8 protein-coding genes are annotated in these 13,359 nt (G+C 65.0%); 3 read left to right on the top strand and 5 right to left on the bottom strand.

Annotated elements, in window-relative coordinates:
* Positions 1-901 precede the first annotated feature (901 nt).
* Positions 902-1,765 carry a type 1 glutamine amidotransferase gene (locus tag IC232_RS22355; protein ID WP_190847166.1) on the bottom strand — a complete coding sequence of 288 codons (864 nt, stop codon included), beginning with the start codon at positions 1,763-1,765 and terminating at the stop codon, positions 902-904.
* Between IC232_RS22355 and IC232_RS22350 the strand changes: the two genes are divergently transcribed.
* On the top strand, positions 1,764-2,747 hold the full coding sequence (locus IC232_RS22350) for a DMT family transporter (protein ID WP_312895220.1): 984 nt from the start codon (positions 1,764-1,766) through the stop codon (positions 2,745-2,747). The two genes, IC232_RS22355 and IC232_RS22350, sit on opposite strands and share 2 nt — an antisense overlap.
* A gap of 59 nt (positions 2,748-2,806) precedes the next feature.
* On the opposite strand, the gene purU is transcribed toward IC232_RS22350, so the two are convergent.
* The 3 genes from purU to IC232_RS22335 form a co-directional block, all read right to left on the bottom strand.
* Positions 2,807-3,679 carry a formyltetrahydrofolate deformylase gene (gene purU / locus IC232_RS22345; protein ID WP_190847165.1) on the bottom strand — a complete coding sequence of 291 codons (873 nt, stop codon included), beginning with the start codon at positions 3,677-3,679 and terminating at the stop codon, positions 2,807-2,809.
* A 25-nt stretch (positions 3,680-3,704) separates the two neighbouring features.
* A complete protein-coding gene (gene serA, locus IC232_RS22340) occupies positions 3,705-5,297 on the bottom strand; it encodes a phosphoglycerate dehydrogenase (RefSeq protein WP_190847164.1) in 1,593 nt (530 codons plus the stop codon).
* A 124-nt stretch (positions 5,298-5,421) separates the two neighbouring features.
* On the bottom strand, positions 5,422-6,594 hold the full coding sequence (locus tag IC232_RS22335; RefSeq protein ID WP_190847163.1) for a phosphoserine transaminase: 1,173 nt from the start codon (positions 6,592-6,594) through the stop codon (positions 5,422-5,424).
* Positions 6,595-6,841: 247 nt separating this feature from the next.
* Here IC232_RS22335 and IC232_RS22330 point away from each other — a divergent pair, with 247 nt between their 5' ends.
* Together IC232_RS22330 and IC232_RS22325 are read left to right on the top strand one after the other, a co-directional pair.
* Positions 6,842-8,116 (top strand): efflux RND transporter periplasmic adaptor subunit, encoded by a 1,275-nt coding sequence (locus IC232_RS22330; protein ID WP_190847162.1) that lies wholly within the window; start codon positions 6,842-6,844, stop codon positions 8,114-8,116.
* A 161-nt stretch (positions 8,117-8,277) separates the two neighbouring features.
* Positions 8,278-11,439, top strand: a complete 3,162-nt coding sequence (locus IC232_RS22325) for an efflux RND transporter permease subunit (RefSeq protein ID WP_190847161.1) — start codon at positions 8,278-8,280, stop codon at positions 11,437-11,439.
* A 233-nt stretch (positions 11,440-11,672) separates the two neighbouring features.
* Here the strand turns inward: IC232_RS22325 and glmM are convergent, their stop codons facing one another.
* Complete coding sequence (gene glmM / locus IC232_RS22320; protein WP_190847160.1) at positions 11,673-13,028, bottom strand: phosphoglucosamine mutase; 1,356 nt, start codon at positions 13,026-13,028, stop codon at positions 11,673-11,675.
* Positions 13,029-13,359: the final 331 nt, after the last annotated feature.

The following is a 13,359-nucleotide window of genomic DNA, read 5'->3' as shown; positions in this document are numbered from 1 at the left end:
GCCAGCACCTTCGGGCCCGAGGCCGGGTGGCCTCAAGCCGTCAGGTCAATCGAGGGTGGCGTTCAGGGCAGCCCGGCTCGATGATGTGTGGTGAAAGTGAGAGCCAAGCTGCTCGTCACGCGCGGTTTGTTTCAGCGGACCTGGAGGCATGCCAGATCGGCCACCTGCGATCACAGGCTTGCGAGGCCTGCGGCAGGACCGCTCCTCGCCCCACTCTTACGACGCCTCGCGAGCGCGCCCCTCATCGGGCGAGGATGTCCCTAGCTATAGCCAAGGTTAGGAGAATTGTCAAGAACAAAATGAGAACAAACCTGCAATCTCCCGGCTTCACCAGGAGCGTCATCCCGGACGAAGCGCAGCGCAGATCCGGGATCGCAAGACGAGAGTGGCGCAGGATCATCTCTCCCAGGGGGAGAGGTCGGACCGGAGGTCCGGGTGAGGGGTTAGTGTCCTCTCCGGATGAGGCTGTAACCCCTCACCCTAACCCTCTCCCTCAGGGAGAGGGAGATCCGCGTCCCATCCTGCACGCGATCCCGGATCGGCTTTCCCCGTCCGGGATGACGAGGGTGGGGATGACGAAGGCAGCGAAGCCCAGGTGCCATTCCCGGCTGGAGCGCAGCGGAGGGGAAGGGAATCCTTAACGCAGTGAGTGGATCCCCTTCCCTCGCTCCGCTCGCCGCGGATGACACCCTCCCGTCATTACTGACCATGAAGCGGAGGGGCAGGCCTCGTGCAGTGACGCCCCCTCTCCCGTGTGGGAGAGGGGCAGGAGTGAGGGTGTGGCGCTCGACCAGCCCAGTACCGCCACCTCCGCTGCAACACGAAGATCGCAGCACCTCCTCCGGCACCGGCCTGCCCTCACCCCGACCCTCTCCCACACGGGAGAGGGAGTGCTGCCGTCTCACGCCCGCCCGCGAGCGCTCTTTTCCGTTCGCACCCGGTGCTCGATGAAGTTGCGGATCTCGCGGGTGCGGCGGTGGGGTTCGAGAACCTCCGCGTCTATGCCGTGGCGCCAGGCGAGATCGAACCGCGCCGGATCCCTGTCTAGCGCCGCCAGATCCTCCGCATAGGCAAGAGCCTCCTCAGGCGTGCGGCAGAAGCCCTCCCGCACGAGAATGTCGGTGCGGCGGCTCAGGATCGCCGCAAGCTCGCCGAGCGAGAACTCCGGGTGGTACTGCACGCCCCAGAACGTGCCGCCGTGACGACGGATCTCGGCAGCTTGAACCGGCGAGATTGCATTGCTCGCCAGCACGGTGCAGTCCGCCGGCACGGCGCTGACCATGTCGAGATGGATCGCGGGCGCGTCGTAAGCGGCCGGGCGGCTATCGAGCAGCGGATGGCCCCTGCCCGCCTCCGTTGCGGTAATCTTACGGGCGACGCCGACCTCGCGGCCGAGCGGGTTCTTTTGCACATCGCCATCTGCCGCCACAGTTGCCACCTGCAGGCCCCAGCAGGAGCCGAAGGCCGGCGTGCGGGAGGCGAAAGTCGCCCGCATCAGGTCGATCTGACGGATAATCTCAGGCGTGCGGTCGTAGATGTTGAGATGGGAGCCGGTGAGCACGATGCCGTCATAGGAGCCGAGCCCCGCCGCATCCGGCAGGTTCGCGCCCTCATCTGTCGGGAAGGCGATATCGCAGACGGCGTCCTGGGCAATCCCCTGGATCACCTCCGCGTAGGACTCGGAGAGCGTGAGTCCATAGGCTTCCTTGTGGGCCTCCCTTGCGCCCCGCGTATTGCCCTCAACCACCAGAAACCGTAAGGCCATGCGTGTCACCCGCTTGCTGTCGCGCCGGTTTAGCCGAACGGCGCACAGCGGCAAGCGTTATGAGGTCCCACCCCATATGAAAATCCTGCACGCGCTTTGGAAGGGAACATGGGGGCAGGCCTATGTGCTCCTGACCCTCACCACGCTGATGTGGGGCGGCAATGCCATTGCCGGGCGGTTGGCTGTGGGCGAGGTGTCGCCCATGATGCTCACCTGCCTGCGCTGGGTCATTGTCGTGATCGTGCTGATGCCGCTCGTCGGCCGCCAGGTGATTGCGGAATGGCCGAAGATCAGGGAGCGCTGGGCTTTCACGATCCTCATGGGAGCCTTCGGCTTCACCGGCTTCAACGCATTGTTCTATGCCGCAGCCCATCATACGACCGCCGTGAACCTCACGATCTTTCAGGGCTCGATTCCGGTTCTCGTGCTTCTGGGCACGGTGCTGTTCTTCCACGCCCGTGTGATCCCGCTGCAGATCATCGGCATGATCGTGACGATCCTCGGGGTCATCCTGGTTTCGGTGAAGGCGGATTTCGAGATTCTCCGGACGCTTGCGCTCAACATCGGCGACGTCTGGACCCTGATTGCCTGCGTGTTCTATGCAGGCTATACGCTCGGCCTGCGCCATCGCCCGGCCATCGCGAGCCTGACCTTCTTCGCCGCCCTGGCTGTCGTGGCCTTCACGACATCGCTGCCTCTTCTGTGGATCGAAGCCGCGCAGGGAAACCTGCAATTCCCCACCGCGAAGGGATGGCTGATCCTGCTCTATGTAGGCCTGCTGCCGTCCCTGCTCTCGCAGGTGTTCTTCATGCGCGGCGTGGAGCTCATCGGCCCGGCAAGGGCCGGCCTCTTCGTCAATCTCGTGCCGGTCTTCGGCGCCCTGCTCGCCGTGGTGCTGCTGGGCGAGCCCTTCGCGTTCTATCACGCAGGAGGCCTCGTGCTGGTGCTCGGCGGCATCTGGCTCGCGGAGAGGAAGCGGTAGCCTCTCACTGTCATTCCGGGCTCGCCTTCGGCGCCCCGGAATGACAGTGAGAGGCTCTGCTAATCCGCAAACACCACCGTCTTGCGCCCGTTGAGCAGAATGCGGTCTTCCAGGTGATAGCGCACGGCGCGGGCCAGCACGCGGCGTTCGATGTCGCGGCCCTTGCGCACCAGGTCATCCGCCGTGTCGCGGTGCGTGATGGACTCCACGTCCTGCGCGATGATCGGACCCTCATCGAGATCGGAGGTCACATAATGGGCCGTCGCGCCGATCAGCTTCACGCCGCGCGCATGCGCCTGATGATAAGGTTTGGCGCCCTTGAAGCTCGGCAGGAACGAGTGGTGAATGTTGATGCAGCGGCCGGAGAGCTTCGCCGCGAGCCCATCCGAGAGAACCTGCATGTAGCGCGCGAGCACCACGAGATCCGCCTTCGAGTCGCGGATGATCTCCCAGACCCGCGCTTCCTGCTCGAGCTTCGTGTCCTTCGTGACGGGAAGGTAGTGGAACGGCACGCTGCCCAGATCCACATGGCTATAGGTGTCGACCGGATGATTGGCGATGACGCCCACAGGCTCGAAATCGAGCTCGTCGATGCGCCAGCGGTACAGCAGATCCGCGAGACAATGGTCGAATTTCGAGACCAGCAGCATGACGCGCTGCTTACGAGTCGGATCGCTCATCGCCCACGTCATGCCGAAGCGCTCGGCCAGGGCCACGAAGCCTGCTCTCAGCGCCTCGATATCGCTCTCACCCTCAACGGGGTTGAACACGACACGCATGAAGAAACGGTCCGTCTGCGTGTCGTCATATTGCTGCGCGTCGAGAATATTGAGGCCCGCATCCGACAGATGTCCCGCGACCGCCGCCACGATACCGGGACGGTTCGCGCAAGCGAGCGTCAGGATGAAGCGTTGCGAGACATTCATCGCCATGATGCGTCCTCTTGCTCTTTGAGGTTTAGAACCGCACGGCGCGGGCGCGCTTGACCTGCGGGATGTCCTCGATCCGGCGCAGGAGCTCGTCGGAGACCGGCTCGTCCACCGAGACGAAGCAGATAGCGTCCCCGCCGGGCTTGTCGCGGCCGAGCGCGAAGGTTGCGACGTTCACGCCGGATTCGCCGAGCAGGGTGCCGAAGCGGCCGATGAAGCCGGGCTTGTCGTCGTTGCGCACATAGATCATGTGCGGGGCGAACTCGGCGTCGACCGCGATGTCGCGAATGTCGACCACGCGCGGCTTGCCGTCCTGGAACACGGTGCCGCCGGCGTGGCGGGCCATGTCCTCAGCGTCGACCACGATGCGGATGAAGCTCTCGTAATCGCGCGCCGCATTCTCGCGCTTGACCTCCTCCACCATGATGCCGCGATCGCGCGCGACGAGCGGCGCCGACACCATGTTGATGTCCTGCAGGAAGGGGCGCAGCACGCCGGTCACGGCAGCCGAGGTAAGCGCACGGGTGTTCATCTCGGCGACATTGCCCTCGTACTCGATGCGGATTCCCTTGATCGGCGCTTCCGTGAGCTGGCCGAGGAACGAGCCGAGCTTTTCGGCGAGCGCCACGAAGGGCTTGAGGCGCGGGGCCTCCTCTGCCGTGATCGATGGGAAGTTCACGGCGTTCTGGATCGCGCCCTGCAGCAGGTAATCCGACATCTGCTCGGCCACCTGCAAAGCCACGTTCTCCTGCGCCTCCGTGGTGGCCGCACCCAGATGCGGCGTGCAGACCACGTTGGGATGGCCGAAGAGCGGGTTCGAGGTCGCAGGCTCCTCCACGAACACGTCGAAGGCCGCGCCCGCCACATGGCCGGAATCGAGGGCTGCGCGAAGCGCGCCTTCATCGACGAGACCGCCACGGGCGCAGTTGACGATGCGCACGCCCTTCTTGGTCTTGGCGATGTTCTCGGCCGAGAGCACGTTCTTCGTCTTCTCGGTCATCGGCACGTGCAGGGTGATGATGTCGGCGCGGCGCAGCAGGTCGTCGAGTTCCACCTTCTCGACGCCGAGCTCAACGGCGCGCTCCGGCGACAGGAAGGGATCGTAGGCGATCACCTTCATGCGCAGCCCAATGGCGCGGTCGGCCACGATGGACCCGATATTGCCGCAGCCGATAACGCCGAGCACCTTGCCCGTGAGCTCGACGCCCATGAAGCGGTTCTTCTCCCACTTGCCCGCTTGCGTCGACGCATCCGCCTGCGGGATCTGGCGCGCGAGCGCGAACATCATGGCGATTGCATGCTCGGCCGTGGTGATGGAATTGCCGAAGGGCGTGTTCATGACGATCACGCCGCGCGCCGTAGCGGCCGGGATTTCGACATTGTCGACGCCGATGCCGGCGCGGCCGATGACCTTCAGGTTCTTGGCCTGTTCGAGGATCTTCGCCGTGACCTTGGTGGCGGATCGAATGGCAAGGCCGTCGTAGTTGCCGATGATGGCAGCGAGCTTGTCCTTGTCCTTGCCGAGATCGGGCTGGAAATCGACCTCGATGCCGCGATCCTTGAAGATCTGCACCGCGGCGGGCGAGAGAGCGTCGGAAATGAGTACGCGCGGAGCGGGCATGGTGCACCTGTGCCTGTAGCGTCATCCCGGCCAAGCGGAGCGCGAGCCGGGATCGTGATGGGAGTCTGGCTGGTGAAAGCGATCCCGGATCGCGGCCTTGCCGCGTCCGGGATGACACGTGAAATCAAGCCGCTTTCGCGAGCTTCGCCTTTTCCTGCGCGAAGGCCCAGTCGAGCCAGGGCGTCAGGGCTTCGAGGTCGGATTGCTCCACCGTCGCGCCGCACCAGATGCGCAGGCCCGGAGGGGCATCGCGATAGGCGCCGATGTCGAGGGCCACATTCTCCTTCTCAAGTGCGGAGACGATGCCCTTGGCCACCTGCGTCACGGCCTCGGGACCTTTCGCAACGATGTCTGGATCGGCGATCACGAGGCACACGCTAGTGTTGGAGGCGGTGGCCGGATCTTTGGCGAGGTTGGCGATCCAAGGCGTGCGCGCCACCCAGTCGGAAATCACCTTGGCGTTGCCGTCGGCCTTGGCGACGAGCGCGTTCAAGCTGCCGATGGACTTCGCCCATTCGAGCGCGTCGATATAATCCTCGACGGCGAGCATGGACGGGGTGTTGATGGTCTCGCCCTCGAAGATGCCCTCGATCAGCTTGCCGCCCTTGGTCATGCGGAAGATTTTCGGCAGCGGCCAGGCGGGCTTGTAGGTCTCCAACCGCTCGACGGCGCGGGGCGAGAGGATGAGCATGCCGTGGGCAGCTTCGCCGCCCAAAACCTTCTGCCAGGAGAAGGTGACTACGTCGAGCTTCGAAAAATCGAGCTTCTGCGCGAACGCCGCCGAGGTGGCGTCGCAGATGGTCAGGCCCTCGCGGTCGGCCGCGATCCAGTCGGCGCTCTGTACGCGCACGCCCGAGGTGGTGCCGTTCCAGGTGAAGACCACGTCGCGATTCTTGGTGTCGACCTGCGCCAGGTCGGGCAGCTCGCCGTAGGGCGCGCTGATCACGCGGGCATCGGAGAGCTTGAGCTGCTTGACCACGTCCGTGACCCAGCCCTCGCCAAAACTTTCCCAGGCCAGCATGTCGACGGGTCTGGCGCCGAGCATCGACCACAGCACCATCTCGACGGCGCCGGTGTCGGAGGCGGGCACGATGCCGATGCGGTAATCCGCCGGCACGTCCAGCACCTCGCGGGTGAGGTCGATGGCGAGCTTCAGGCGCGCCTTGCCGAGCTTGGCGCGGTGCGAGCGGCCAAGGCTGTCGACTTTAAGGTTTTGGAGAGACCATCCGGGGCGCTTGGCGCAGGGGCCGGATGAAAAGAAGGGCGCGCGCGGACGCGCGGCGGGCAGGCTTGTCATGTGATCCATCCTCTCAGATGGGCGCCTCTCGGTGGGGAGAGGTGTCCCGCCGACCGGTATGACGGACGTGAGAGCCATGGTCAAGGCGAATGCAGCCTGATCTGTCGTTGCGGCAGCGGCCCAGATTACGAAATCGTAATACAAAATATCGTGTTCAGAGGGATCCGATCCGGGTAATTGGCATATACTGTGCTAGGACAATGTCCGATCTTCCGAACGACAAAGACTGATGGGTTAAGGAGTGAGCATGCGTGTGTCCGGTCAACTCGCTGTCATAGCCATGCTGGGGGCGGCAGGCTTTGGCGGCTGGTACGCCTATAAGGGCGGCCACTTGGCCAATCTGCCCGTGATCGGCGCGTATGTGAGCCAACCGGCCGGCCAGCAGGCCGGCGCTCCGAGAGGGCCAGGCGGTCGCGGCGGTCCCGCCGGCCCGGCAACGGTCGAGGTGGATGCGGTCAAGACCGGACGCATCGTGGAAATCCGTGAGGCGGTGGGCACCGTGCGTGCCTATGAATCGATCATGGTGACCGCCAAGGTGGCAGGCATCATCGGCGAGATCGGCTTCGAGGAAGGCCAGAAGGTCAAGGCCGGCGACACGCTGGTCCAGTTCGATGCCGCCGAGCGCCGCGCCGCCATCGAGCAGGCCGCCGCCGAGGCCAGCCGCGCCTCGGCGCTTCGGAACGAGATCGCCATCAAGCTCGATCGCGCCCAGTCCCTGCGCCGCACCGGCGCCGGCACCGAGGCCCAGGTGGACGACCTGACGGCGCAGATGAAGTCGCTCGAAGGCTCCATCGCCTCCGCCCAGGCCCAGCGCAAGGCCGCCGAGGCGCGGCTCGAGGAACTGACGATACGTGCGCCCTTTGCCGGCCGCGTCGGCACCCGCTCCGTCTCGCTCGGCGCCTACGTGGCCCCGGGCACCCGGATCACGTCCCTGGACGACCTGTCGAAGGTGCGCCTCGACTTCGCCGTGCCGGAGAACCTTCTGGGGCGCCTCAAGCCGGGCCAGACGGTCAACGCCATGTCTGCGGCCTATCGCGGCCGAACCTTCAAGGGCACGGTCGCGACCATCGATCCCCGGGTCGACCAGACCACCCGCACGGCGCGCCTGACGGCCGAATTCGACAACCAGGATGAGGCCCTGAAGCCCGGCATGTTCCTGTCCGTGTCCCTGGAAGTATCCACGAAGGACGACGCCGTCGTGGTGCCGGAAGAGGCCGTCGTCAGCGAAGGCCTTCGTCACGTCGTTTACCCGGTCAAGGACAACAAGGTCGAGCGTCGCGTCATCACCATCGGCCAGCGCCAGGGCGGCAAGGTGGAGGTGATGGACGGGCTCAAGGCTGGCGAGACAATCGTCGTGCTGGGTGTTCAGCGCGTGCGGCCCGGCGCCGAAGTCATCGCCCGCCCGGTGGGCTCCGGCGCGCCTGCCGCGCCTGTTCCGGCTGCCAACCGCGAGCAGCCCTCCCGCTCGTCGCTGAACGTGCCGCAGGCCATCGGCAGCGCGCAGGCGGCCGAGCGGAAGTAACATGCACTCGGTGTCATTCCCGGCCGGAGCGCAGCGGAGGGGAAGGGAATCCATAGCTCCGCGCTTGATCGTGGATCCCCTTCCCTCGCTGACGCTCGCCGGGGATGACACTGAGCTTCGACTTCTCAAAAGACTTGACCCTAACGGGATCGAATAAAGCCATGCAGGTTTCAGACCTCTTCATCCGCCGTCCCGTTTTCGCCGTCGTGGTCAGCCTGCTGCTGATCGTGGGTGGCCTGGCCGCGCTCATGAACCTGCCGGTTCGCGAATATCCGCAGGTCGACCGCCCTGTCGTGTCGGTGTCCACCGTCTATCGCGGTGCTTCGAACGAGGTGATCGAGAGCCGGGTGACGGAGATCATCGAGGGCGCGATCGCCGGCATCGAGGGCATCCGCCAGATCACGTCGCAGAGCCAGAACGACCGCTCCTCGGTGTCCATCGAGTTCGAGGTGTCCCGCGAACCGGAAGCCGCCACATCGGACGTGCGCGATGCGGTATCCCGCGTGACCGGGCGCCTGCCGGACGGCGCCGACACACCGGTGGTGCGAAAGGTCGACGCGAACGCCTCGGCCATTCTGTGGGTCGGCGTCACCTCCACGACCCTCGATGCCCTCGAGCTCAGCGACTTCCTCAAGCGCGTCTATGTGGATCGCCTGTCGACCGTTCCGGGCGTCGCCAATGTGAACTTGAGCGGCGAGCGGCGCTTTGCCATGCGGGTCTGGGTCGACAGGCCGGCGCTGGCTGCACGCGGCCTGACGGTGCAGGATCTGGAGACGGCCATCAAGCGCCAGAACGTGGAGCTTCCCGGCGGCCGGATCGAGTCCTCGCAGCGTGAGTTCACCGTCAAGACGGATTCCCGCCTCGCGACTCCTGAGGAATTCTCCCAGGTGATCGTCACCAACAAGAACGGCTATCTGGTCCGGCTCGGCGAGGTCGCTCAGGTCGAAGTCGGCGCGGAGGACACGCGCTTCGAGTTCTACCAGTCGGGCGAGACCGCCATCGGCATGGGCGTCGTGCGCCAATCGACCGCCAACACGCTCTCCGTCGTCGAGGGCGTGCGCAAGGAATTGGAGGAACTCAAGTCGTCGCTTCCGCCCGGCACCGTTGCCGAAGTCGCTTATGACGAAAGCCAGTTCATCCGCGCCTCCATCGACGGCGTGCTGAAAACCCTTCTGGAGGGCGTGGCGCTGGTGATCCTCGTGATCCTGGTCTTCCTGCGCGACTGGCGCTCGACCATCGTGGCCATGGTGGCGATCCCGGTCTCCATTACCGCAGCCTTCATGGTGATGGCCTTCTTCGGCGCCTCCATCAATGTGCTGACCCTGCTCGCCATCGTGCTCGCCATCGGCATCGTGGTGGATGACGCCATCGTGGAGATCGAGAACGTGCACCGGCGCATCGAGGAAGGGCAGCCGCCGCTGCTCGCCTCCTTCGACGGCGCGCGCGAGATCGGCTTCGCGGTGATCGCGACGACCGCCACCCTGATGGCGGTGTTCGTGCCGCTTGCGTTCATGACGGGCAACACCGGCAAGCTCTTCCGCGAATTCGGCATCACGCTTGCGGCCGCCATCTTCTTCTCGGGGGTCGTGGCCAGAACCCTCACGCCGATGATGTGCTCCAAGCTGATGGTTCCGGCGCATGGCCGCATCCAGCGCATGACCGAGCCGGTCTTCGAGAAGATGAACAATGGCTACCGTTGGCTGCTCTCCCGCGCGCTGCGAATTCCCGTTGTCATTCTCTTCGTTGGATTCCTGGTGTCGCTCTCGGCCTACGGCCTGTTCCAGTCCCTGCCGAAGGAATTCGCCCCGCAGGAGGATCGCGGCGCCATCATCGTCAGGCTCCAGGCCCCGGAAGGCGCAAGCCTCGACTATACTCGCGACCGGGTGAAAGAAGTCGAGAAGGCCATCCTGCCCCTGCAGGAGCAAGGCGTCATCGGCTCCATGCTGAGCCAGGTCGCGCCGGGCTTCGCCCGCCCCTCCCCGGTCAATGAAGGCATCGTGATCGTGCGCCTCGTCCCCTGGGAGGAACGCACCAAGACTCAGCAGGACATCGTGCGTGAACTGACGCCGAAGGTGTCGAACTTCCCCGGCGCGCGCGTGTCCGTGGTCAACCCGCCGGCCTTCGGCGGCGCCGGCGGCTTCGGCCAGCCGATCCAGTTCGTGCTCGGCGGTCCCGATTACGAGACGATCCGGGGCTGGCGCGACATCGTCATGCAGAAGGCTCAGGAGACGGGCAAGTTCGTCAACATGGATTCCAACTACCGCGAGTCGCAGCCCGACATCCGCGTGCAGATCGACCGGCAGCGCGCCGCCGATCTCGGCGTCTCGGTGGAGGATATCGGCCGCACGCTCCAGCTGATGTTCGGCGAGACCGAAGTCTCGACCTTCGTCAGCCGCGGTGACGAGTATCCGGTGATCATGCGGGCCCGTGCGCAAGACCGCGCAACGCCGAACGATCTCACCAACACGTTCATCCGGGCCGCCAACAGCGAGCTGGTTCCTCTGTCGTCCTTCGTGACCCTTACGGAATCGGCGGCTCCCCAGGCCCTGAACCGGTTCGACCGCCTGCGCTCGATCACGATCCAATCCTCGCTGACGCCGGGCGTGTCCATCGGCGAAGGCCTGGAGATCCTCCAGCAGATCGTGCGCGACAACCTCCCGGCGGAGGTGCGCATCGGCTATACGGGCCAGTCCAGGGACTTCCTCGACTCCACCGGGGCGATCTATGTGACCTTCGCCATGGCGCTGCTCGTGGTGTTCCTGGTGCTGGCAGCGCAGTTCGAGAGCTGGATCAACCCGTTCATCATCATGCTCACCGTTCCGCTCGCGGTGACGGGCGGGTTGCTGGCGCTGTTCGTCACGGGACAGACGCTCAACATCTACAGCCAGATCGGCATGATCCTGCTCATCGGCCTCATGACGAAGAACGGCATCCTGATCGTCGAATTCTCGAACCAGCTGCGCGAACGCGGATACTCGGTCAGGGATGCGGTTCTCGAAGCGTCGGTCCTGCGCCTGCGGCCGATTCTGATGACGTCGATCGCCATGATCGGCGGCGCCATTCCGCTCGCCTGGTCGACGGGCGCCGGCGCGGAGGCGCGCAATGCCATCGGTACGGTGATCGTGGGCGGCGTGACGGTCTCGACGATCCTGACCATGCTGGTGGTGCCCTCGATCTATCTGCTCATCGGCGGCTTCACCAAGCCTTCGACGTATGTGGGCGAGATGATCGATCGCTTGCGCGCGCAGACGGGATTGCGGGCCCATGGCGAGGATCTGCCGTCGCGGACGAAGGAGGTCCCTCCGGCCCACCCGGCGGAGTGACTAAGGCTTAAACCAGCAGAGCGCTCCCTCTCCCGTATGGGAGAGGGGCAGGGGTGGGGGTATGACGGTCAACAGCCCGGCAATGCCATCGCCGCTGCGGTAAGGATCGCTTGGCACCATATTCGGCACCGACCTGCCCTCACCCCCCCGGGAGAGGGAGTTGCGCTAAACAAAAGGCCCCGGCGAGGTGATCGCCGGGGCCTTTTGTTTGAAGCTTCGAAGGAAGTGTCTTTCTAAGCAGCGACCTTGGAGGCCGCTTGAGTCACAGCAGCCACCACATCGTCCACCACGCGGTTGACGACATCCTCGTTGTCGCCCTCGCCCATCACGCGGATGACAGGCTCGGTGCCGGAGGGGCGGATCACGAGGCGGCCTGCTTGCCCAAGGGTCTCGCGTCCTGCCTCGATGGCCTTGATGACCGACGCGTCCTGGAGCGGCTTGCCGGCCTTGAAGCGCACGTTCTTGAGCACCTGCGGCAGGGGCTCGAAGCAATGGCAGACCTCGGAGACCGGCTTGCCGAGGCTTTTCACCACCGCGAGCAGCTGCAGGGCCGCGATGAGGCCGTCGCCTGTGGTGGTATAGTCGGACATGATGATGTGGCCGGACTGCTCGCCGCCGAGGTTGAAGCCGTGGGCCCGCATGTGCTCGAGCACATAGCGATCACCCACCGCCGTGCGCACGAGGCCGAGGCCCATGCCGCTTAAGAAACGCTCCAGGCCGAGATTCGACATGATGGTCGCGACGATGCCAGGCTGCGACAGGCGACCGTCGTCCTTCCACGAGCGGGCGACCACGGCCATGAGCTGGTCGCCGTCAACCTTCTGGCCCTTCTCGTCGACGATCAGCACCCGGTCCGCATCGCCGTCCAGGGCGATGCCGATATCGGCCCGCAGTTCGCGCACCTTCTGGATCAGGGCATCGGGGGCGGTGGAGCCCACATCGTGATTGATGTTGAAGCCGTTGGGCTCCACGCCAATCGACATCACCTCGGCGCCCAGCTCCCACAGGGCTTCCGGAGCCACCTTGTAGCCGGCGCCGTTGGCGCAATCGATCACGACCCGCATGCCTTCCAGATCGGTCTGGCGCGGCAGGGTGCGCTTGGCGAACTCGATATAGCGGGCCTGAACGCTCTCGATGCGCTTGGCGCGGCCGAGCGTGGCGGAGCCGGAGAGGCGGCGGGTCAGATCGGAATCGATCAGAGCCTCGATCTGAAGCTCCATGTCGTCGCTGAGCTTGAACCCGTCCGGGCCGAACAGCTTGATGCCGTTATCCTCGTAAGGATTGTGCGAGGCCGAGATCATCACGCCGAGGTCGCAGCGCATGGAGCGGGTCAGCATGGCGACCGCAGGGGTCGGGATTGGGCCAAGCAGGAGGACATCCATGCCCACCGAGGTGAAGCCCGCCTGAAGGGCCGACTCGATCATGTAGCCGGACAGCCGCGTATCCTTGCCGATCACGACCCGGTGGCGGTAATCGCCGCGCTGCTGGAACATGAGGCCTGCGGCCTGCCCGACCCTCAGAGCGAGGTCCGGCGTGATGATGCCGTTGGCGCGGCCCCGAATGCCGTCAGTTCCGAAGTATTTCCGCACGTGCCTTGTCTCCGCATTCGTCGGCGCCGATCCGCGCTTTGGCTTTTTCAAAGCAACCTCCCCCACTCCGGTCAAGGCATGGAGGCCAATCTGCGCATCACAAGTGATAAGCGATTGTTACAAACCTTACGCCTTGCTCATGTGTAGTATTAGTACTTCGAGGTAAACAAAAAAGAACGCCCGCTGGGAGAGCGGGCGTTCCTGGACTTCACAGATACTGGCGTTTTTAAGCCTGCGGCTGGGGCTCCATGCCCCCGTCGGTTTCCCGCGGACGGCCCGGGCGGGTGGTCGGAACGGCCGAACCGCGGGTCGGGGTGACCGTGTCGCCGGA

It is taken from the genome of Microvirga sp. (genome assembly GCF_014699075.1).
Taxonomy (GTDB): domain Bacteria; phylum Pseudomonadota; class Alphaproteobacteria; order Rhizobiales; family Beijerinckiaceae; genus Microvirga.
This window is presented reverse-complemented; position numbering and strand designations above follow the sequence as displayed.